Source organism: Halobiforma lacisalsi AJ5, assembly GCF_000226975.2.
Taxonomy (GTDB): Archaea; Halobacteriota; Halobacteria; order Halobacteriales; family Natrialbaceae; genus Natronobacterium; species Natronobacterium lacisalsi.
The window spans coordinates 3,723,629-3,744,186 of sequence record NZ_CP019285.1 but is presented as its reverse complement, the minus strand read 5'-3'; the positions used below and the strand labels follow the sequence as shown (position 1 = coordinate 3,744,186).

The following is a 20,558-nucleotide window of genomic DNA, read 5'->3' as shown; positions in this document are numbered from 1 at the left end:
AGATATCGTCGACCCACAATGTGGTTGGCCGATGGCGTCCAACTCACGGATCCGTCCGTCGATGAACGGAAATCGAGGTCGGCAGTTAGCGGTACAGTAATAATCTTTCATTCGTAATTCTGAACGACTGCCCATTCTTCACGAAAAATTCTTGGTAATGTATAGCAAAGGCTTTAGGTTCAGTAGGGGAAATCACAGGTACGGTTGGCCCACCGGCCACTGATTTACCTATGAGCGACGACGAACTCATCTGGCGAATCGCAGGCGGTTCCGGAGACGGAATCGACTCGACGAGCCAGAACTTCGCGAAAGCGTTGATGCGTTCGGGGCTCGACGTATTTACACACCGCCACTATCCGTCACGGATACGGGGTGGCCACACGTACGTCGAGATCCGGGCCGCAGACCACGAAGTACAGTCGCGGGGGGACGGCTACAACTTCCTGCTGGCGCTCGGTGACTCGTTCGCCCGCAACCCCAGCGAGGACGCCTACTACGGCAACGAGGAACTCAAGCCCCTCTCGGAGAACCTGGACGACCTCCGCGAGGGCGGCGTCATCGTCTACGACGAGGGCCTCATCAGCGAGGAGGACGTCGAGGAACTGAACCTCGAGGAACGTGCCGAGGAGAACGGCTGGCACGTCTACCCGATGGACCTGCGCGGACTGGCGAAGGAACACGGTCGCGAGGTCATGCGAAACACGGCCGGGGTCGGCGTTACCGCCGCGTTGCTCGACATGGAACTCGAGCACATCGAGGACCTGATGTCCGACGCCATGAGCGGGGACGTCCTCGAGTCCAACCTCGAGATCCTCCACGAGGCCTACGAGATCGTCGAGGACGAGTACGAGTTCGAGCACGACCTCCGTGCCCCCGAGGGCACCCACGAGACCGAGCAGGCGCTGCTGTCGGGATCGAACGCGATCGCTTACGGCGCGATCGACGCCGGCTGTCGGTTCATCTCCGGCTACCCGATGACGCCGTGGACCGACGTGTTCACCATCCTCAGCCAGAACTTCCCCGACATGGGCGGCGTCTCCGAACAGGTCGAGGACGAGATCGCCGCGGCGGCGCTCGCGGTCGGCGCGAGCCACGCCGGCGTCAAGGCCATGTCCGGTTCCTCGGGCGGCGGCTTTGCCCTGATGAGCGAACCGCTCGGCCTCGCCGAGATGACCGAGACGCCGCTCGTCCTTGTCGAGGCGATGCGTGCCGGTCCCTCGACCGGGATGCCGACCAAGCCCGAGCAGGGTGACCTAGAGCACGTCCTCTACACGAGCCAGGGCGACTCCCAGCGCGTCGTCTTCGCGCCGGGGACGATCGAGGAGGCCTACGAGCAGACCCGACTGGCCTTCGACATCGCCTGGGACTACCAGATCCCGGTCATCCTCATCTACGACCAGAAGCTCTCCGGCGAGAACAAGAACGTCGACGTCGACTTTTTCGACCGCGAACCGTCGCCGGACCTGGGCTCGACGCTGACCGAGGAAGAGCTTCGCGAGGCCGCACACGATAACTCCGGGAAGTTCAAGCGCTTCGACTACGAGAACGCCGAGAACGGCGTCGCGCCGCGCTCGCTACCCGGCCAGCAGAACGGTCGCTACCTCGCGACGGGGAACGAACACAGCCCCGTCGGTCACATCAGCGAGGACCCCGACAACCGCGTCTACCAGATGGACCGACGCCTCGAGAAACTCGAGTCGATCCGGGAGGAACTCGACGAGGAACGCGAGTCCACCCAGACCTACTTCGGCGACGAGGAGGCCGACTACGGTATCATCACCTGGGGCTCGAGCCAGGGTGCCGTCGAGGAAGCCGTTGGCCGCCTGAACGAGCAGGGTCACTCGGTAAAGGGCATCAGCGTCTCCGACATGATGCCGTTCCCCGAGGCCGAGATGACGGAGTTCCTCGAGAGCGTCGACGAGGCGATCGTCGTCGAGATGAACGCTACCGCCCAGTTCCGCGGCCTCGTCCAGAAGGAACTCGGCCGCTTCGGCGAGAAGATGACGAGCCTGCTGAAGTACAACGGCAACCCCTTCGAGCCCGCGGAGATCGTCGAGGGATTCGAGGTCAACATCGCCGACGAGGACCGCGAACCGACTGCACAGGTACGAATCGAACCCGCTGCAGGTGACTAACCCATGAGTGCATTCAACGCGATCGGAGACGAACGAGAGACCGACCGGGAAGAGTATACGCCCGGTGTCGAACCGCAGCCGACCTGGTGTCCGGGCTGTGGCGACTTCAGCGTCCTCAAATCGCTGAAGCAGGCGCTCCCGGAAGTCGGTCGCAACCCCGAAGAAGTACTGACCGTCACCGGGATCGGCTGTTCGGGCAAGCTGAACAGCTACCTGGACACGTACGGCTTCCACACGATCCACGGCCGAGCGCTGCCGGTCGCCCGCGCAGCGAAGCTCGCGAATCCGGACCTCGAGGTCATCGCCGCGGGTGGGGACGGCGACGGCTACGGGATCGGTGGGAACCACTTCATCCACTCTGCCCGCGAGAACCACGACATCACGTACATCGTCTTCAACAACGAGATCTTCGGCCTGACGAAGGGCCAGACCTCGCCGACGAGCCCGAAGGGCCACAAGTCCAAGACCCAGCCCTCGGGGAGCGCGAAGACGCCGATCCGGCCGCTGTCGCAGTCGCTGACCGCTGGCGCGAGCTACGTCGCTCGTACGGCCGCGGTCAACCCTAACCAGGCCAAGGAGATTATCGCGGAAGCGATCGAACACGACGGGTTCGCACACGTCGACTTCCTCACCCAGTGTCCGACCTGGAACAAGGACGCCCGTCAGTACGTCCCGTACGTCGACGTCCAGGAGTCCGACGACTACGACTTCGACGTCACGGACCGGGAGGAAGCCGCCGAGATGATGCGCGAGACCGAGAACGTCCTCAACGAGGGGACCGTCCTCACCGGCCGGTACTACGTCGACGAGGACCGTCCGTCCTACACCGAGGAGAAGCGCGCCGTCGGCGAGATGCCCGACGAACCGCTAGCCGAGCGCTACTTCGACGACGACGCCGAGTGGGAGCGGAGCTACGACCTGCTCGAGCGCCACAAATAACGCCGTCGACGACGAGACGTCGGTTCTCCGTTTTCGCGTCCTTCGTTCGTCGGTCGCTCTCCGCGAGTCCTGCGTGTCGTCGGCCGGTGAACCGCCTCGGGTCAAGTGGTTCGAGACGCCTCTGGCGTCTCGTCATCACGAAAATCGAAGATTTTCGAACGACGCCGAGGCACTCGGCCTGCTCCGCCTGTAGATTGTTACCGAGAACGTCTCCCGGTCGCACCCGGACGTCAACGGGGGTATTAATTGATAGCAGATCAATAGGTCGAACGGGAACCCAACACATGCCCTCCGAGAACCCGGCGGCCGGTTCGCCCCGCGAGTGCCCCGACTGCGGAGCCGACGCGGCCCCCGACGCGAACTTCTGTCTCCAGTGTGGCACGGTACTCGAGGAGTCGTCGCTGCCGACGTACTGCCCGTCGTGTGGTGAGCCGTTCGACCGCGGCGACGAGTTCTGTTCGAACTGCGGGGAGCCCCGGACCGGCCTCGACTCGAGCGGGAGGTCGACGTCGTCCTCGCGGACCTCCCGCTCGAACGCGAACTCCGGCGTCGATCGGGATCGGGCGGCCCGCCGGGCGTTTCGCCGGCGGGTGCGTCGCTACCTCGAGGCCGGCTGGACACTCGAGCACGATTACGGCGACCGAGTCGTCCTCGTCGACCGCGACGTTGGCTCGATCCCCGTCCACGTCGTCCTCCTCGTTCTCACCGGCGGGCTGGGCAACCTCCTCTACGGCTGGTACCACTACTCCGAACTGGCCGAGCGCCGGCACCTCTCCGTCGACGGCCGGTCAGTCCGGGCTCCGGGGGCGCGGGAGCGGTCCGCGGAGGGATCGGACGCGACCGGCGGGAACGCGCTGGCGACGCTCTCGGCCTACCTGCTGACGGCGTTCTTCCTGCTGATCGGCGGCGTCCTCCTGATGGCGGGGCTCACAGGCGGCTCTATCGCAGCCGGGCTCTTCGGCCTCGCGTTCGCCGCGCTCGGACTCTACGCCGCACCCGCGTTCAGGCGACGCCTCGAGCGCAGACACGGGATCACGGCCTTCGGCCGGGTCCGGACTGTGGACCACCGGGTGGTCGGTCCCGGTGAGACCGACGACGAACGGTGTGTGGTCTGTAACGGCCCGTTCGACGGGGGCGTGGTCCGCCGACGCCGGGACGAGACGGTCGTCGCGGGAGTCCCCGTCCGAACGCACGCGATGCGGTACAACCACTACTGTCCCGACTGTGCCGAGACGGATCTCTTCGGGACCGCCGCGGGGCCGGCAGGGGTCGACGACCGCGACTCGAGGCCGAGCCTGGACGAACTCGATCGGGAAACGGCTGCGGACCCGTCAGAACGGCTGACCGACGAACGGGAGTGAGAACGACCGAGGGCGTTCCGGCCTGCGCTACCACTCGAAGCGGTCCGGATCCCGCGCCGCGAGGGCCGTCCGTACCGCCGCGACGTTCTCGGGGACGTCGTGGACCCGGACGACGTCGGCACCCCGGTCGGCCGCGAGGGCCGTCGCCGCCACTGTCGCCTCGAGTCGATCGCCCGCTTCGCGGTCGACGTGACCGAACATCGACTTGTGAGAGTGGCCGACGAGGATCGGACAGCCCAGCGCGCGCAACTCGTCAGTGCGACCGAGCAGTTCGAAGCTCTCCCGAGGGGATTTGCCGAAGCCGAGCCCCGGATCGACGACGACGTTCTCGCGGTCGAGGCCGGCCTTCTCGGCGAGCAGGATCCGTTCCGAGAGCTGGTCGATGACGTCCTCGACGACGTCGTCGTACTCGACGTCACGGTCCGGGACGACCGGCGCGTCGATGCTGTGCATCACGACCAGACCGGCGTCGTGCTCGGCCGCGACGAACCGCATCTCGGGGTCCTCGAGGCCGGAGACGTCGTTGACGATGTCCGCGCCGGCCTCGAGGGCGGCGTCGGCGACGGCCGCCTTGCGCGTGTCGACCGACACGTGGGCATCGAGACCGCGGTCGCGGATCCCCTCGATCACGGGGACGACGCGGTCGATCTCCTCCTCGATCGGGACGGGGTCGGCACCGGGACGGGTCGACTCCCCGCCGACGTCGATCACGTCGACGCCGGCCTCGACCATCGCCTCGGCGCGGGCGAGCGCATCCTCGAGGGCGTCGTACTCGCCGCCGTCGTGGAAGCTGTCCGGCGTGACGTTGAGGATCCCCATGACGGCGGTGCGGTCCGCCCAGGGCCAGCGGTCGGCCGCCGTGACTCCAGCGTCGTCGGTCCGCTTCGTGGTGTCGTCCGTTCCCGGCGCGGTGACGGTAGCGTCGTCCACGTCCTGACTCTCGATTTCGAGCGTCGATCGGAGTTCCCGTGCGACGTCCGCGAGCCCGGATGGCCCCGACTCGTCGTCGATCGACTCGAGCAGCTCCTCGAACTGTGCGAGGGTGCCCATCAGGACGGCGTCGACGCGCTCGTCGTCGTTGCCGGGGCTGTGGCCGTGTCCGGAGAGGGCACAGTCCCCCCCGAGCCGGAGCAGTTCCTCCTTCAGGCGGGTGGCCCCCCGATAGCTCAGGTTCGTCTTGACGACGCGGTGGACGGCGTTCTCGCCGGTTCGGTCGGCGTCCTCGGCCGGGACGTTCGCCTCCTCGAGGGTCTCGCGGGCGTCCTCGAGATCCTGGATCCGTTTGGGGACGCCGTCGACGGTCCAGCGCGAGCGGGCCTCCGCGACCGCGAACAGCGATCCGGCCACGAGCACGCAGTCGTCGGCGTCGGCGGTCTCGAGGGCCGCGGCGAGCGCGTCCGGGATCGACGCCTCGGTTCGGACGTCTCCGGCACCGGCATCGTCGAACACGCGGGCGAGCACCTCCCGGTCCTCGGCGCGGTCGAGGGGCGGTTCGGCGGCGACGACGGTCGTCGGCGTCGGGAGCGCGGCGGCCATCTCCCGGTGGTCCTTGTCGTGCATCGCGCCGACGACGAAGTGGAGGTCGTCGTACTCGTAGGTGCCGAGCGTCTCGGCGAGGGTCTCGCAGGCGCCGGGGTTGTGCGCGCCGTCGAGGACGACAAGCGGCTCGGTGTCCATCACCTCGAACCGGCCGGGCCAGTGGGCGCTCCGGAGGCCGCGGGCGATCTCGTCGGTCGAGACGTCGGCGACCTGCCGGGCGAGCGTCGCGGCGATGCCCGCGTTCGCGGCCTGGTGGGCGCCCGGGAGCGGGATCCTGGTCTCTATGTCCCAGCCGTCGCCGGCGATCGAGACGGCGGCTTCGGTGTGGTTCCGGCGACCGTCGTAGGTGACCCTGACGTCGGGATCGGTCCCGCTTTCACGACCGACCGTCACCACTTCGCCGGCGACCTCCCGGATCGCCTCGAGCGGGTCGCCCGAGACGCCGGTGACCAGCGGCGCGTCGTCCGGGGCCACGTGAGCCTTGTCCTCGGCGATCTCGACCTCGGTCTCGCCGATGATGCCCGTGTGCTCTAAGGTGACGCTGGTCACCGCGCTGGCGACCGGATCGACGACGCTGGTCGCGTCGTAGCGGCCGCCGATGCCGACCTCGAGGACGGCCACGTCGACCTCTTCGCGGCCGAAGTGCCACAGCGCCATTCCGGTCATCACCTCGAAGAACGTCGGGGAGTCGCCGTCCGCTGCCCGCTCGGTTACGTACTCCCGGACCGCCTCGACGTAGTCGGTGACCGCCGAGCGGGGGATCTTGCGCCCGTCGACGCGGATCCGCTCGCGCAGGTCCTCGAGGTGCGGCGAGGTGTAGAGCCCGACGGTTAGCCCGGCCTCCCGGAGCGTCCGCTCGAGCATCCGGGCCGTGCTCCCTTTGCCGTTCGAGCCGGCGATCTGCACGAAATCGACGTCCTCGTGGGGATCCTCGAGGTGGGCGAGCAACCGTGCGGTCGACTCCGTCCCCGGCTTCGGACGGAACCGCCGCAGACCGAAGCAAAAGTCCGCCGCCTCGTGATACTCCATACCCGAACCAGCCAGTCCGGCCGCTTTAGCGTGTCGGACTCGGGTCCAGCGTCGGTCGGGTCGACCGTCCGGTTGCCGGACCGTCCCGCGGTTCGTGGGTCGTCATCCCGGTCCGCGGTCCACGGACGTCCGACATGTTCGGCGGAAGGCCGACGTGGCGAACCGACCAACGTTCGCACGCTTGTTTAGGCCAACCTAAACAGTCGATACCCATGCCAGCGACAGACTTCGACGCCGAACGGCAGTACGACGACGAACAGTTCTCCGCACAGCCCGTCTTCGCGAACGACCGGATCAAAGTCGTCCTCGGCTACTTCGAGCCCGGCCAGTTCATCCCCGTTCACGCGCCGGGCAGCGACGTCGCCATCTGTGTCCGCGACGGATCCGGCGTCGTCCGGGAAGGGGACGAGGAACACCGGGTCGAACCCGACGACGTGGTCGTCGTCCCCGCCGACGTCGACCGCGGCGTCCGCGCCGACGAGGACGAACGGCTCGAGGCGATGCTCGTGACGAGCCCGCCCCCGACCGACGCCGAGCACGACCCCGTCCGCGAGGGGCTGCGCCGCGGCGTGTTCGATCCCTGAGTCGCGCTACTGGAGACAACGGTACCGTTTTCGCGGTTCAGACCGGCTCGTCCGCCCCGACCGAACCCCCGCTTGCCCGCAGCCGGGACCGGAGCCGGCGCTCGAGCGCCCAGACGACGGCCAGAACGACGGCGTAAGGCCCGAACAGCAGGATGTGAACGGGGCTGTCGGTCGTCACGAAGACCTCGAGGACGAGGACGTACGGGACCGCCGGGAAGAGGGCAAGCGGCGCGAGCGCGCCGTCCTCGAACAGCGCGGCGAGCGGAACGGCCGTCACGGCGGCTGCGAACGCGAAGACGACGGACGTCAGCGCGGGCGGCCTGATCCCCGCGTCGACGACCAGCAATGACGTCGCGATGCCGACGAGGACGGCGGTTCCAACGACGACCGCGTAGCGGCTCGACCGCTCGAGCGGCCCATCGGGCAGGTTCCGGAGCCGCCCGTCGCCGATGCTGTACCGCCGACGGAGCCCGAACTCCGCGACGGCCAACAGTGCGGCCAGCGCGAGCCAGAGGTACCAGGCATCGACGTAGCTGCCGACGTGCGTCGGCCCGTCGACGACGACGTACTCCCCCAGTTCGCCCCACTCGGGAGCGGGAGTGGTCACCTCGAGCCGGACCGTTCCGGCGACGAGTCCGAGGAAGCCGAGGGCAGGAGCGACGAGTCGGGCGGAGGCCGCGAGAAACAGCGGGACGAAGCCGACCAGAAACGCGGCCAGTACGACGAGCGCGGTTTCGCCCGTCGACTCGAGGGCGGGATAGTCAGCACGGGCGTACAGCGCGACGGCGACGGCGGCGTTGCCGACGCCGCCGACGAGGCCGGTCGCGACCGCCGCCGGGGAGGGACGAGGAAGCGAAGGGACCATGCACGGAGCTTCCACGGCCGATCACCTGTAGATTTACCACCACGTTCGTGACGACTCATTCGGGCGAGGAGTTCGCCGCCACGTCGTCGGCCCCTCGGTCGGGCGACTCCCGAGTCACCTCGAGGAACGCGTCCTCGAGGCTGCGAGCGTCGCCGGTCTCCGCGCGGGATTTCAGCGTCTCGGGGTCGCCCTCCGCGACGAGGCGACCGTCGTGGAGGACACCGATCTCGTCGGCCAGTTCGTCGACCACCGGCAGGATGTGCGTCGAGAGGAAGATCGTCATCTCGCGGTCGGCGAGTTCGGCGATCGTGTCCCGCATCGTCCGCGCGGCACGGGGATCGAGCCCGCTCGTGGGTTCGTCGAGGAAGGCCACTGCGGGTTCGTGTAACACCGCCTGAATGACGCCCACCTTCTGGCGCATTCCCTTCGAGTACTCCTCGATGCGTTTGTCGGCGTCGGCGAGCAAGTCGAACCGGTCGAGCAGCGACTCGATGCGGTCCGTGACCTCGCGTTCGGGCAGGTCCCGCAGTCCGGCGACGTACTCGAGTTGTTCGCGCCCGCTGAGTTCGTCGTAGATCGGCGGCTCCTCGGGCAGGTAGCCGATGTGGGGCGTGACGCGTTCCCGGTCGCTGATGGGGTGGCTGGCGACGCGGGCGGTGCCGGCAGTCGGCGGGGTCAACGTCGTCAGCATCCGCATCGTCGTCGTCTTACCCGCGCCGTTCGGGCCCAGAAAGCCGTAGACGGTCCCACGGTCGACCGCGAGGTCGAGGTCCGCGACGGCGGTCGTCTCGCCGTAGCGCTTCGTCAGCCCGGACGTCTCGATGGCGGGGGCGGAGGCGTCACCGTCGGCAGGGGCGGAAGGCATACCTCCCGTTTCGTCCCCCAGGGGTTAAAGCCGTTACTTCGTTGTCAATTGCGTCGAGCGGGGTCCCGCGTCGGCGTGCAGTCATAGCCCTCCTCCAGGGGTGGCCGTCGCTCGCTTCTCGGACCCACAGGTGCTCGTGTCTCTTTTCGGGATGAAGACCGCTATCGGACCCAAGGCGAGCCGACACCGAAATTCAGCGGTCGATCGACTCCTTCGCCTCCGCGAGGTGACGACGCTCGATGACGACCTCGTCGGCCCGTTCGTTGGCCGCCTCGGGATCGTACTCGGTCGCGACCTCGCGGATCGCCTTCATCGAGGCGTTTCTGACCAGTGCCTCGAGGTCCGCGCCGGTGTATCCCTCGAGTTCGGCGGCGAGTTCGCGCACGTCGACGTCCTCGTCCAGCGGTTTCCCGCGGGTATGAACCTCGAGGATCTTCTCGCGGGCCTCGCGGTCGGGTTCGCCGACCAGCACGTGGGTGTCGAGTCGTCCCGGGCGCAGGAGTGCGGGATCGATCTGCTCTTTGCGGTTCGTGGCGGCGAGCACGACGAGGTTGGGGTTTTCCCGCATTCCGTCGAGTTCGGTCAGCAGTTGCGAGACGACGCGTTCGGTGACCTCGTGGCCTTCCCCGCGTGCGGCCGTGATTGCATCGATCTCGTCGAAGAAGACGATCGACGGCGCGGACTGGCGGGCACGTTCGAACACCTCCCGGATCGCCTTCTCGCTCTCGCCGACGTAGCGGTCGACGATCTCCGGACCGTCGACGCGGACGAAGTTGACGTCCGTCTCGCCGGCCAGCGCCCGGGCCAGCAGCGTCTTGCCGGTCCCCGGCGGGCCGTACAGCAGGACGCCCGACGGCGGGTGGGTGTTGGTCTCCTCGAACAGCCGATCGTAGGTCAGGGGCCACTCGACCGATTCACGCAGAGTCCCCTTCGCGTCCTCGAGGCCGCCGACGTCCGAGAAGTCGGTATCGGGCGATTCGGCGACGTACTCCCGCATCGCGGACGGTTCGACGGATGCCAGCGCCTCGTCGAAGTGGCGCTTCTCGACGACCGGATCCCGGTTCCACTCGACCCGATCGCCCGCGTCGGTCGGCCGGTCACGAATCGCCGCCATCGCCGCCTCGCTCGCGACCGCGTCCAGGTCGGCGCCGACGAATCCGTGGGTCCGGCGGGCGATGGCGTCGACGCTTACGTTGTCAGCAAGGGGCATCCCGCGGGTGTGAACCTCGAGGATCTCCTTTCGACCTTTCTCGTCGGGAACGCCGATCTGGATCTCGCGGTCGAACCGGCCGCCGCGGCGCAGGGCAGGATCGATCGTGTCGACGCGGTTGGTCGCACCGATGACGATCACTTCGCCGCGGGCATCGAGACCGTCCATCAGCGTCAGTAACTGGCCGACGATGCGGTTCTCGGCGTCGCCCTCGTCGTCGCGAGCGCCCGCGATGGAGTCGATCTCGTCGAAGAAAATGATCGTCGGGGCCTCCTCGCGGGCCCGCTCGAAGGTTCGGCGCAGTTGTTCCTCGCTTTCACCCTTGTACTTGGACATGATCTCCGGGCCGGAGATCGTCTCGAAGTGGGCGTCGACCTCGTTGGCCACCGCGCGGGCGATCAACGTTTTCCCGGTGCCCGGCGGGCCGTACAGCAGGACGCCCGACGGTGGCTCGACGCCCAGCCGCTGGAACAGCTCCGGCTCCGACAGCGGGAGTTCGATCATCTCCCGGACCAACTCGAGTTCCTCGTCGAGCCCGCCGATGTCCTCGTAGGTGACGCCGGAACTCGGCCCGGAGCCGCCGCCCGTCTCGGAGGAGTCGCCGCCCTCGAGTTCGGTCTCGAGGTCGGCGTCGTCGGTGTCAGTATCGGTGCTGCCGGCGGACGTATCGGTCGACCCGGTGGACCCGGAACGCTCCGTGCTTCCGGATCCGGAACTCACCCGATCGGGTTTCCTCCCCTGCGTGTCGACGATCCGGATCGTCGTCGTACTCGAGATGCGCACGTCGCCGTCGGGATCGGTGTCGACCACCTTGAATGGCTCCTGGCCGAACCCCTCGACGCGGATCTGTTCGCCGGCCCGGACTGGCCGGTTCCGAAGTTTCTTGGTCGCCTTGCGCTCGGCGACCTGGCGCTCGTCGTCGGACAGCGAGGGCGGGGCGATAAGCGTCACTCGCTGGGCCTCCTGAATCGACGACTTGTCTTTCGTCCGGACGACGACGGTGTCGCCGACGTGGACGCCCGCGTTCGCCCGCGTGTCGGCGTCGATCTGGACCACGTTCTCGGGCACGGACGGATCGGCTGGCCACATCTTCGCGACGGTCGTCGCGTCGCCCTCGATGACCACCGTATCGCCGCTCAGAACGCCCAGCTGTCGCCGCGCGAACTCCGGGATCCGCGCCACGCCGCGCCCGGCGTCCCGTTTCTCGGCGGCCCGTACCGTTAGCTCCACGCCGTCGCCGTTCGCGCTCGAGCCCGGGTCCGGGTCCGGATCCGACCCACTCATGGAGCGTACGTTCCGGCCGGGTCGCCTTGAGGGTTGCCCCGCCGACTTCGTCGACCTCGCCGATCTCGCCGGTCTCGCTGGTCTCGCTGGTCTCGCCGACCTCGCCAGTCTCGTCGGAGAAACGCATTTGAGGGTTCGCGTCGCATCCTCCCGCATGGTCGTCCAGACCGAGCGGGACGACGCGACGTGGTACGAGTGTGAAAACTGTGGGTTGCTCTTCGACGAGAAGTCGGACGCCGCCGAACACGAGCAGCGCTGTGACGACACCGAGCCGTCGTACATCCAGTGACTGCCACGCCGCCGTGCCCGCCCCGGCGACGGGCACGGTGAAGCGTAGCGATCCGTTCCCTCCGGCGACGAACGCCTCCGTTACTCGAGGCGTTCCCGATGCTCCTCGGCGAGTTCGCGGGCCCGCTCGAGGGTATGCGTCTCGGTCCAGCGCACGCGGTCGCCGTCGCCGTAGGAAAGCGCCGTCTTGAGTTCGTCGCGCAAGACGCCATGCCCGATAGAGCGGACAGTACCGTCCGCGTCGCCGAGTTCGTAGACACCCGGCCGGTCCGGCGCTTTCGCGACCGCGTCGCGATCGAGATCGGTCCAGGGTTTCTGCAGTGGCACGGTCACTCCTCCGTGGCGTCGTTCGGTTCGGCGGCTTCCCCGCCGTCCTCGTTTTCCCCGTCGTCCGTCTCCGCGACCAGTTCGTAGGCGTGCTCGCTCAATTCGTCCTCCGCGAAGACGAATATCCGACCGTCGACCGCCGAGACGTCCGCCTCGACCCGGATCGAGTACCCCTCCGTCGAGACCGTCACGCCCGGATACAGCACCTCCTCGTCGTCGCTCTCGAGCATGACTCGCCCGACGCCGGTCGTCTCGAGGATCCCGTCGTGAGTGTCGCGGTCGTTGACGTAGGTCATGACGCCCTCGACGCCGTCGGGGTCGGTGACGAGGACGTGGACGTCCTTCCCCGGTGGCGTGGTGATCGACCCCTCGACGGGTTTCGGCGGCCCGTGGTAGAACACCTCGCGGCCGTCGAGGTACTGGACGACGACGCCGCCGTCGACGAGGTCGACGCCGATCGTACTCGGGGCGACGTTGCTGCGCGTGGTCATCGCCCGATCGTTCGGTCGGATGGGGGAAAAGGCGTGCGTTCTGGCCCGCGTTCGGTGCCGAGCCGGAAACCGAACGCCGCGACCACGTGACGCACCCGTGTGCCGTGCTCACCCGGATCGTCAGCCGTAAGTATCCGTCCACGAGTGTACGGATATGGACGGCCGCGCCGTTGCTCCCGCAGCCGGGACGGTTCTCAACGCACTTGCGACCGGAGTCGGCTCCGCGTTCGCTATCGACCTCGAGACGACAGCCACGGTCGAACTCACCGACGACGGCGACGTTCACGGCCGGATCGACGGCCAGCCCGACGCCGACGCGACCCTCATCGAGCGCTGTGCCGAACTGGCGATCGACGAGTACGCCGATCGTGCGGGACTGGCCGACGCCGCGGTCGGCGCTCGCGTCCGCACGGAGAGCGAGGTGCCGATGGCCTCGGGGCTGAAAAGCTCGAGTGCCGCGGCCAACGCGACGGTCATCGCGACGCTCGACGCGCTCGGGATCGCCGACGCCGTCGACCGGATCGACGCCTGTCGGCTCGGCGTTCGGGCTGCCCGCGACGCCGGGGTCACCGTCACCGGCGCGTTCGACGACGCGAGCGCAAGCATGCTCGGGGGCGTGACGGTCACCGATAACGGCACCGACGAACTGCTCGCGCGCGACGAACTCGACGGCGACTGGTACGCGCTCGTCTACACGCCGCCCGAGCAGTCGTTCAGCGCGGACGCGAACGTCGACGCCTGCGAGCGGATCGCCCCGATGGCCGCCCTCGTCGAGGAACTCGCCCTCGACGGGCGCTACGGCGAGGCGATGACCGTCAACGGTTTCGCCTTCTGTGGCGCGCTCGAGTTTCCGGCTGGACCGCTGGTAGACGCCCTTCCCGACGTCGCCGGCGTCTCGCTGTCCGGGACGGGACCGAGTTACGTCGCCGTCGGCGAGACGGACGCACTCGAGGCGGTCCGGGAGCGATGGGACGAGCGCAACGGGACGACGCGGTTGCTGGCGACGCGAACCGACGGGACGCGGACGCGGCCCCGTAGCTGAACGGAGACAGTACACCATGACTCGAGACACGACCGACGACGAACGGAACGAACGGACCGAAACGCGAATCCCCGACGAGATGAGCCTCGACGAACTCCGAGAGGAGATCGAGACGATCGACCGCGAGATCGTCGAGTTGATCGCCCAGCGGACCTACGTCGCGGATACGATCGCACAGGTCAAAGACGAGAAGGGGCTGCCGACGACCGACGAGGAGCAGGAACAGCAGGTGATGGACCGTGCGGGCGAAAACGCCGAACGGTTCGACGTGGACGCGAACCTGGTGAAGGCGATCTTCCGGCTGTTGATCGAACTGAACAAAGTTGAGCAGCGTGAAAATAGGTAACAGCTCACACAATAGCGCCTTAGTACGACCGTACTTCGAGGTCGTCGATACGTCCAAAGTGCTCGCTGTTTCTCGTGATAACCGGTTCGTCGTTGAGAAGCGCAGTCGCAGCGATGATACAGTCTTCTCGCTCGATCCGTTCACCGCCGTTGATTAGCTCACCGGAGAGTTTTCCGGCTTTTCGCATCACGGTGTGGTCGGCGCTCACGACGTGTTTTGTTTCCAGTACCTCGAGGGTGTCATAGAACTCTTCTCACACCGTGATGATGGTGCTTCCCGGATTGTCTCCGCGTTCATAGTTGGTGATGGCGACCACGAGGCGCAGACAGAGTGCGAGGAACACCTGCGCTCGTGCGTGGACGCGGCCTCGGGCGTGCGTTCGCCCGAGGCCGCAGTCCTTGACTGATTCGTTGGTTCGTTCAACCCCCGTACGGCGGTTGTACGTCTCATCCAACGTGGATTGCTTCAGTTGAACGTCTTCGCTGTGTTCGTCGATGCGGTCTTCGACTCTGTACTCGATATCTTTCGGCTCGTCGGTGTTTCGCGCGTTGTACGGAGCGACTGGCACGACCCCTGCGGCCAGCAGGTGGTCGTGCCAGTCGAGCGTGTCGTAGGCGCTGTCTCCAAGCATCCAGATCGGTGTGGAGACGGCGAGCGCGTCACGCGTGACGCGCATCGCCGTCTCCTCTGGCGCTTGCTTACTCTCTGTGAACTCCGCCGCAATCGGGATCTTTTGTCCGGTCGAGACGATCGTACAGCCGTAGCCGTGGTAGTACTCGTCGTCGGTTGGATCGTAGCACTTCGACGCGTCTTGATCGGCAGGCATCGCCCTCACGTCAGTTGAATCGATGCAGTAAGTCAAGTCGAGCAGGCCGCGGCGGGCGGCCTGCTCGACGAGTCGGCCAAAGACCTCGTCAACGACGTGTTCGAGGTCGGTGAGAAAGCGATCGACCGCGTCTCTGGACGGCGGTCGATCGAACCCACAGCTGAGCCAAACAACCGTGTTCCGAAGCTCTCGCTCAACCGGACGAATCCCGTAGATGTCCTTGTAGTAGCAGTGGAGGAAGCCACGCATCAACTCTGGTGGTTCATGCTCTCGTGTTCGCCCCGTCTGCGCCGGGGCGAACACGTCGAACTCTTCGAGAAACTCGAAGGAGAGGTGCTCGAACAACGCTAGCGTCTCGGTCTCCGCGACATTGAAGAACGACTCTACCGAAGGATCATCTTGCAGGGTCGCTGAGGCCATACCATCTCAGCATTCACCCTGCTCTTTGGTGTGGTAATCGTTCTATGACACCCTCGTACCTCGAGAATGCGGTCTCGCTTCGTCTCCTGTGTTCGAGACCGAGCAACGCCCTCGTAGAGCTCCAAAACCGTCACAGAGGACACTTTTTGCGGTCGCGCTTCTTTTTCGACAATATTGAGAAGTCGTTTTGCGCTTTCATCGCCCCGAAGTAAGTCGATAATGAACGATGTGTCCTGAATCATTCCGACGTCTTGTCGTCTACGGCCTCGCCTAACTCTACTGTGAGGCGGTCACTCCGCACTCTGGACTTCGTTCGTCCCTCTTCGATAGCGGCCTCGAGGTCTGCCGCCTCGTCCCCGGAGAGGATTCCCGTGACCTCGTTCCACGACCGTTCTCCAGCGAGGCGCTTGACGGTTTCACTGAAGCTTTCACCCTCTTTTTTTCGGGCTTTCAGCCGCTCATAGGCCTCCTCGTCGAGTGAAATCGTTTTCGTCGCCATTGCAGTACACAGTACTACATGCATGCTTAAAAATGCTGGTTCGAAGCCCCTCCTCTCGGTAGAAAGATGAGCCTCTGTAATGAAAACCGGCAAAAGATGCGGAACAGTATGACGTGAGTTATAGACCTGAACAAAGTGGAGCAGCGGGAAAACAGGTAACCGAATTCGTGGGTATCTGGCCTTCCGTACCGGCTGTGCCGGCTTACGGGGTGTGTAGCGGTGGTTTCGGGCCAATACCGAAAGGGGGGGCAGGACGACTCTCCACCGACGAATTTAGCGTACCGGGGGGTTGTGTCGATTAGTTCGATCTCGACGACGACGGTCCCCGTGACACCCTCCTCCAGTTCGTCCGGGATCGGTTCCCTGTCACCGTTGATCCGGATGCCGAGACGCCGAGCGGCGTCGGTTCCGTGTCGATCGACGAACTCCTTCACGTACTCCGCGACGTCGTCCGGTTCCGGATACGGCGTTGTAACGCCCGAACGGGAGAACGGGCCTTCCCCCGGAGATGAAGTTCGCCCTCCGCCCCTCCCTTCAGATTCCGCCACCAGGGGCTGTGCGTGGTGACGAGGATACGACCGTCTTTCACCCAGTACCCGACCGGGGTCGTGTACTCGTTGCAGGTCTTTGCGCCGGTGAACGTCAGCACCGTCACCGAATCGCTGACCAGGGTGTGAAGCGGCGACCGCAACAGCAGTTCCATTAGCGGATCGATGACAGTGTATGCGGCCTCCGGAACGGACGGGCCGCGCGTCTCGACGTTACTCTCGTCGTCGCTGCCCGCGATCGTACCGTTTCATCGATCGTCGCCCGTACTCGAGTCGGCGTCACTCGTGGCCAGTTGGCTGACCGTCGTGGTTTCGGAATCGGCCCGAAATTTGTCCGCATACGCTTCGACGAACGCTCGCATATCGCGTGGCCGCCGACCGAGAATCCGCTGGCTGTCCCCGGTAACGCGACCGGCTAACCCGAGGCGTGCCGTCGTGTAGATGCCACACATGAGGACGATAAAGCCCAGCCCCGTTCCGCGCCGACGCATGCGCACACCGAACTCTAACACGGAGGGCCTCGGATACGTAATCGACCGCTCGAGAACGTCGCTAAAGACGTTCGCGACCTCGTGATAGTCCAACGCTTCGGGGCCGGTGAGGTCGTAGGCTCGATTTTCGTGGCCCGATTCGGTCAGTACGATCGCCGCGATTTCTCCGAGGTCCCGTGCGTCGACGAAACTCGTTTTTCCGTCGCCGGCGGGGACGAATATCTCGTCGTGTTCGACGACGTCGGTCCGGTGCACTTCGAGGAGGTTTTGCATGAAAAACGAAGCCCGGAGCAGCGTGTGGGCAGCGTCGGTCCCCACGTCTCGGGTTTCTCGAAATCGAACTCCACGACGTCAGCGGTGGCAGCGTCCGGGAGCGTAGACTGCGCGGCTTCCGGATCACGAACGCCGACTCGGACGTCATCGGGACGGTCCGCAAGTGCGCCAACGACGTGTCGTCCGACCGTTCCGGTCGCTCCCGTGACGAGAACCGTCCTCGTCAACGTTCACGCCCCCAGTAGACGAGCGTGCCGACCGACGCCGCGGCGACGACGACGTGCATGATCATGAGCAGGACGACCCCAAGTACAGTGGCTACCGGGTCGACAGCGAGCAAGGCGAGGTCGGGAACGAACGAGAGGATCAACACACCTCCGGCGACGCGTATGAAGGTGCGGTCGACGTCCGCTCCGTACCGAGCCATCAGGCCGTAGACGACGGTCGCACCGACCGCTCCGAGCGCCGACAGAAACGCGACCGGCGGGAGCGTCAACGCCTGAAATCCGGGGGCGATATCGAACGTTTCGGCTCCGACGACCAGAGCCGCGTTTGCGAGCACGGCGAGTACGACGGCGAGTCCGCCGCGAACCGGCAGAGATCGGCCGTAACGCCGCCTTTGTGTGGTGATGTTTTCAGTCACACCTAATACTACGAGCTTTGAAGTGATATACTCTCAACTTCGCAGTATCGGAGTCACTACCGGGCTTCGAAGCGAGCTAGGCGGCGTTGTCCCCCGTCAGCTGTAGCGGGACGGCAGAACTGCTTTCACTACGGATTTCGAAGCAACGGTATGGCCCACGAGAGCCGATCACCACCGCTATCGGACGGCGAACACCCCGCTCGAGAGCTGATGGATCTCCTCGGCCGGGCCCACGCGCTGGCGATTCTGTACTACGTGACGCGGCGGGAACAGCGACCGTGGCGATTCAACGAGTTGGAAGCGGAACTCGACATCTCGCCGAACACGCTGTCGAAACGGCTCGAGGAGTTGACCGACGCGGGCCTTCTCACGCGGCGGTCCTACGACGAGATTCCACCACGGGTCGAATACGAGGCGACGACGAAGGCCCAGGAACTGAATCCGATCTTTAAGGACCTTCACGTGTGGGCTGAACGACACTGGCCGGAGGTAAACGAGGCGTTCGAAAACGAGGAGAACTAGGCTCGAAGGGGCCCGCCGTACCCGACGGAATATCCGAAAACACCGTTTACGTCGCAGTTTCCGTTTGAAATCGACACCCGACTGGCATGTCAGTAATACGAATATTTTGCCCCTTCGGACGATAGAAGTTGCGTGTTACAGGTAGACCGCGCCAAAAGTAGGGTGGTTTTTTCAATCCATCGTCTGTAGCGACACGTATGGGAAATACTAACATGGATTCGCCGCTCGACGACATCGCGTACCTTACGCGATCCGAACACCGTGCGCCAGCGCTTATCGCGCTCAGCGTTCGTCCGCGTAGCCGATCCGAGCTCTGGGAAATGACCGGCGTATCGGAGTCCACGATCAGACGGACTCTGAGCGAATTCGAAGACCGCAACTGGGTGTACAGGGATGGGTATCAGTACGAGGCGACACAGATGGGCGCCTTCGTTGCCTCGGCGATAGCAGAGTCGATCGACAGGATCGAAACCGAGCGGCAACTGCGTGGCATCTGGCGATTACTCCCGGACGAAGAAACCGGGTTCACCATCGACATGTGTTCGGACGCGACCGTAACCGTCGCCGACCCCGAGGAGCCCAGCCGTCCCATTAGCAGGTTCTGTGCGCTCTTCGAGGAGACGGATCGGTTGCGAGTGACCGGACTCGACGTCGCCATGCTCGACTCGTGTAAGACCGAACTCTGCCGGCGGATCGTCGAAGGGATGGAAACCGAACTCATCAACCCGCCGAGAGTGGCGGATTACATCCGCTCGGACTGTCCGGATCTCTTCTCCGAGGCACTCGAGAGCGGCAATCTCGATCTCCGACTACACGACGACTTACCCCCGTTCGGGGTCGGTCTGTTCGACGACCGAACCGCGATAATCGGGTACGATCCAGAGGGTGTTGCGGTTCGGGTTCTGGTCGATACCGACGCGACCGACGCACGCCAGTGGGCGGAATCGACCTTCACTGTCCACCGACGAAAGACGCCGACGCTGCCACTCGAGAACGATCTGTGAAGGGGAAAACGGGTGTCAGTGATGGAATCGACAGCGGGCGCGGTGGATGGCGTACGCTCGTACTTTCGGCCTCCATAGCTATGACGGCGGGTTTTCAGCACCTGAGCGATCGTCAGCGGCTGCAGACTCCGGCGGGGTCTGCGGAGAGCGGTACCTCCTGCCCAAATGTCACAGGTTAGTTATGTGTCCTTGCAACTCGTTACCATCCATTGCCGCAAGGCAAGGGAGACTACGATGGCAGACGCATACAAACTCGACTGTGAATCGGAGTCGGCCGATTGCCGCTTCATCATCCAGTCGGAGAACGAAACCGAAGCGATCGAACTGGCCAAGAAGCACATGCAGGAGGACCACGGGCAGGACTACTCGGACGACGAACTCCGGGAGGCTCACCTCCAGGTCGTCTGATCTATGGGAACCGAACGACACCTCTCCCATGGCGTCGATACCGAGGAACTCGACGCGTTCGCGGAACACGCCGCCGAAAACCCCGAGGACGTCCAGCTCGGACTGAGCGCCCGATCGATCTACGAAGGGACGTGCGCCCACAGTCTGGCGACGATAGACTCGTACGTCCTCGGCAACGAGACGATCGACCGGGGTACCCGCGCGTACACGATCCCGTACGGCGGGTGGAAGGAAGTGCTCGAGGCCGGCGGCTGGGTCGAAGCGACGGATCGGATGGAACCGATCGAGGTCGCGCTCTCCGCACTCGCCTCGTGCATCAACGTCGGCATCACCATCAATGCCGTCGCGAACGGCGTCGACATCGACCACCTTGAGACGCGCGTTCGTACCGAGTTCGACCCGAGCGTCCTCTTCAGCGTGGAGGATCTCGGGAACGCCGACACCGTGTTCGAAAACTTGACCGCGGAGATCGAGATCGAGAGCCCCGACCTCGACAAGGACGAGGTCGACGAGTGGGCCCGGCGGGCGCCGGTCTACAATCTCGTCTCCCTCGACCAGGACGTCAACCTCACGGTGAATACGCCTGCCGAGGTGGGCGCCGACGACTAGGGGGGAGACA

Annotated in this window: 24 protein-coding genes and 1 pseudogene; 11 read left to right on the top strand and 14 right to left on the bottom strand. The window is 65.5% G+C overall.

The genetic code is table 11. The annotated features are described in order from the left end of the window. Nucleotides 1-230: 230 nt before the first annotated feature. The 3 genes from CHINAEXTREME_RS18210 to CHINAEXTREME_RS18200 all read left to right on the top strand — a co-directional run bounded on the left by CHINAEXTREME_RS18210 (nucleotide 231) and on the right by CHINAEXTREME_RS18200 (nucleotide 4,435). Nucleotides 231-2,135: a 2-oxoacid:acceptor oxidoreductase subunit alpha gene (locus CHINAEXTREME_RS18210; RefSeq protein WP_007140808.1), complete on the top strand. Its 1,905-nt coding sequence runs from the start codon at nucleotides 231-233 to the stop codon at nucleotides 2,133-2,135. A 3-nt stretch (nucleotides 2,136-2,138) separates the two neighbouring features. Then, nucleotides 2,139-3,074 (top strand): thiamine pyrophosphate-dependent enzyme, encoded by a 936-nt coding sequence (locus CHINAEXTREME_RS18205; protein ID WP_007140809.1) that lies wholly within the window; start codon nucleotides 2,139-2,141, stop codon nucleotides 3,072-3,074. A 284-nt stretch (nucleotides 3,075-3,358) separates the two neighbouring features. Further along, nucleotides 3,359-4,435, top strand: coding sequence for a double zinc ribbon domain-containing protein (locus CHINAEXTREME_RS18200; RefSeq protein WP_007140810.1), 1,077 nt, complete (start codon nucleotides 3,359-3,361; stop codon nucleotides 4,433-4,435). A 27-nt stretch (nucleotides 4,436-4,462) separates the two neighbouring features. Here the strand turns inward: CHINAEXTREME_RS18200 and folP are convergent, their stop codons facing one another. Then, on the bottom strand, nucleotides 4,463-7,003 hold the full coding sequence (folP, locus tag CHINAEXTREME_RS18195) for a dihydropteroate synthase (RefSeq protein WP_007140811.1): 2,541 nt from the start codon (nucleotides 7,001-7,003) through the stop codon (nucleotides 4,463-4,465). Nucleotides 7,004-7,215: 212 nt separating this feature from the next. On the opposite strand from folP, the gene CHINAEXTREME_RS18190 reads away from it, so the two are divergent. Beyond that, nucleotides 7,216-7,587 (top strand): cupin domain-containing protein, encoded by a 372-nt coding sequence (locus CHINAEXTREME_RS18190; protein WP_007140812.1) that lies wholly within the window; start codon nucleotides 7,216-7,218, stop codon nucleotides 7,585-7,587. A gap of 37 nt (nucleotides 7,588-7,624) precedes the next feature. On the opposite strand, the gene CHINAEXTREME_RS18185 is transcribed toward CHINAEXTREME_RS18190, so the two are convergent. From CHINAEXTREME_RS18185 to CHINAEXTREME_RS18175, 3 genes are all read right to left on the bottom strand, one after another. Next, nucleotides 7,625-8,452: a hypothetical protein gene (locus CHINAEXTREME_RS18185; protein ID WP_007140813.1), complete on the bottom strand. Its 828-nt coding sequence runs from the start codon at nucleotides 8,450-8,452 to the stop codon at nucleotides 7,625-7,627. A gap of 55 nt (nucleotides 8,453-8,507) precedes the next feature. Continuing rightward, nucleotides 8,508-9,317, bottom strand: coding sequence for an ABC transporter ATP-binding protein (locus tag CHINAEXTREME_RS18180; RefSeq protein WP_007140814.1), 810 nt, complete (start codon nucleotides 9,315-9,317; stop codon nucleotides 8,508-8,510). Between the two features lie 193 nt (nucleotides 9,318-9,510). After that, nucleotides 9,511-11,811 (bottom strand): AAA family ATPase, encoded by a 2,301-nt coding sequence (locus CHINAEXTREME_RS18175; RefSeq protein ID WP_007140815.1) that lies wholly within the window; start codon nucleotides 11,809-11,811, stop codon nucleotides 9,511-9,513. Nucleotides 11,812-11,965: 154 nt separating this feature from the next. Between CHINAEXTREME_RS18175 and CHINAEXTREME_RS22475 the strand changes: the two genes are divergently transcribed. Continuing rightward, nucleotides 11,966-12,100 (top strand): DUF7128 family protein, encoded by a 135-nt coding sequence (locus CHINAEXTREME_RS22475; protein ID WP_007140816.1) that lies wholly within the window; start codon nucleotides 11,966-11,968, stop codon nucleotides 12,098-12,100. An 80-nt stretch (nucleotides 12,101-12,180) separates the two neighbouring features. Here CHINAEXTREME_RS22475 and CHINAEXTREME_RS18165 read toward each other — a convergent pair whose 3' ends face one another. Together CHINAEXTREME_RS18165 and CHINAEXTREME_RS18160 are read right to left on the bottom strand one after the other, a co-directional pair. Continuing rightward, a complete protein-coding gene (locus tag CHINAEXTREME_RS18165) occupies nucleotides 12,181-12,426 on the bottom strand; it encodes a DUF7508 domain-containing protein (protein WP_029601583.1) in 246 nt (81 codons plus the stop codon). Nucleotides 12,427-12,428: 2 nt separating this feature from the next. Next, the gene (locus CHINAEXTREME_RS18160) at nucleotides 12,429-12,917 is read right to left on the bottom strand and encodes a DUF5796 family protein (RefSeq protein WP_007140818.1); all 489 of its coding nucleotides are present in this window, start codon (nucleotides 12,915-12,917) and stop codon (nucleotides 12,429-12,431) included. Between the two features lie 154 nt (nucleotides 12,918-13,071). Here CHINAEXTREME_RS18160 and CHINAEXTREME_RS18155 point away from each other — a divergent pair, with 154 nt between their 5' ends. Continuing rightward, nucleotides 13,072-13,959, top strand: coding sequence for a shikimate kinase (locus tag CHINAEXTREME_RS18155; protein WP_007140819.1), 888 nt, complete (start codon nucleotides 13,072-13,074; stop codon nucleotides 13,957-13,959). Between the two features lie 16 nt (nucleotides 13,960-13,975). Continuing rightward, nucleotides 13,976-14,305: a chorismate mutase gene (locus tag CHINAEXTREME_RS18150; protein ID WP_007140820.1), complete on the top strand. Its 330-nt coding sequence runs from the start codon at nucleotides 13,976-13,978 to the stop codon at nucleotides 14,303-14,305. Between the two features lie 19 nt (nucleotides 14,306-14,324). Here the strand turns inward: CHINAEXTREME_RS18150 and CHINAEXTREME_RS18145 are convergent, their stop codons facing one another. The 8 genes and pseudogenes from CHINAEXTREME_RS18145 to CHINAEXTREME_RS18105 form a co-directional block, all read right to left on the bottom strand. Then, nucleotides 14,325-14,513, bottom strand: coding sequence for a PIN domain-containing protein (locus CHINAEXTREME_RS18145; protein ID WP_007140821.1), 189 nt, complete (start codon nucleotides 14,511-14,513; stop codon nucleotides 14,325-14,327). Nucleotides 14,514-14,558: 45 nt separating this feature from the next. Further along, nucleotides 14,559-15,551: a transposase gene (locus CHINAEXTREME_RS18140; protein WP_076738695.1), complete on the bottom strand. Its 993-nt coding sequence runs from the start codon at nucleotides 15,549-15,551 to the stop codon at nucleotides 14,559-14,561. Then, a complete protein-coding gene (locus tag CHINAEXTREME_RS22515) occupies nucleotides 15,515-15,793 on the bottom strand; it encodes a PIN domain-containing protein (protein ID WP_338013389.1) in 279 nt (92 codons plus the stop codon). The genes CHINAEXTREME_RS18140 and CHINAEXTREME_RS22515 overlap by 37 nt, the downstream gene beginning before the upstream one ends. Next, entirely contained in the window at nucleotides 15,790-16,050 is a 261-nt protein-coding gene (locus CHINAEXTREME_RS18130) for an antitoxin VapB family protein (protein WP_007142607.1), read from the bottom strand. The genes CHINAEXTREME_RS22515 and CHINAEXTREME_RS18130 overlap by 4 nt, the downstream gene beginning before the upstream one ends. 430 nt (nucleotides 16,051-16,480) lie before the next feature. Next, the gene (locus CHINAEXTREME_RS18120; RefSeq protein ID WP_007142605.1) at nucleotides 16,481-16,753 is read right to left on the bottom strand and encodes a nitroreductase/quinone reductase family protein; all 273 of its coding nucleotides are present in this window, start codon (nucleotides 16,751-16,753) and stop codon (nucleotides 16,481-16,483) included. Between the two features lie 93 nt (nucleotides 16,754-16,846). After that, a complete protein-coding gene (locus tag CHINAEXTREME_RS22315) occupies nucleotides 16,847-17,407 on the bottom strand; it encodes a Rossmann-fold NAD(P)-binding domain-containing protein (protein ID WP_007142604.1) in 561 nt (186 codons plus the stop codon). A gap of 59 nt (nucleotides 17,408-17,466) precedes the next feature. After that, nucleotides 17,467-17,589 (bottom strand): annotated as a pseudogene (locus CHINAEXTREME_RS22310) (NmrA family NAD(P)-binding protein); the annotation flags it as partial. Then, on the bottom strand, nucleotides 17,586-17,960 hold the full coding sequence (locus CHINAEXTREME_RS18105) for a DUF6069 family protein (protein WP_394295316.1): 375 nt from the start codon (nucleotides 17,958-17,960) through the stop codon (nucleotides 17,586-17,588). The pseudogene CHINAEXTREME_RS22310 and the gene CHINAEXTREME_RS18105, both read right to left, overlap by 4 nt. A gap of 195 nt (nucleotides 17,961-18,155) precedes the next feature. Between CHINAEXTREME_RS18105 and CHINAEXTREME_RS18100 the strand changes: the two genes are divergently transcribed. From CHINAEXTREME_RS18100 to CHINAEXTREME_RS18085, 4 genes are all read left to right on the top strand, one after another. Next, nucleotides 18,156-18,527, top strand: a complete 372-nt coding sequence (locus tag CHINAEXTREME_RS18100; RefSeq protein ID WP_010546672.1) for a winged helix-turn-helix transcriptional regulator — start codon at nucleotides 18,156-18,158, stop codon at nucleotides 18,525-18,527. Between the two features lie 212 nt (nucleotides 18,528-18,739). Then, nucleotides 18,740-19,531 (top strand): helix-turn-helix transcriptional regulator, encoded by a 792-nt coding sequence (locus CHINAEXTREME_RS18095; protein WP_007142601.1) that lies wholly within the window; start codon nucleotides 18,740-18,742, stop codon nucleotides 19,529-19,531. Nucleotides 19,532-19,765: 234 nt separating this feature from the next. Further along, nucleotides 19,766-19,939 carry a DUF1059 domain-containing protein gene (locus tag CHINAEXTREME_RS18090; protein ID WP_007142600.1) on the top strand — a complete coding sequence of 58 codons (174 nt, stop codon included), beginning with the start codon at nucleotides 19,766-19,768 and terminating at the stop codon, nucleotides 19,937-19,939. Between the two features lie 3 nt (nucleotides 19,940-19,942). Beyond that, nucleotides 19,943-20,548 carry an OsmC family protein gene (locus CHINAEXTREME_RS18085; protein WP_007142599.1) on the top strand — a complete coding sequence of 202 codons (606 nt, stop codon included), beginning with the start codon at nucleotides 19,943-19,945 and terminating at the stop codon, nucleotides 20,546-20,548. Nucleotides 20,549-20,558 lie beyond the last annotated feature (10 nt).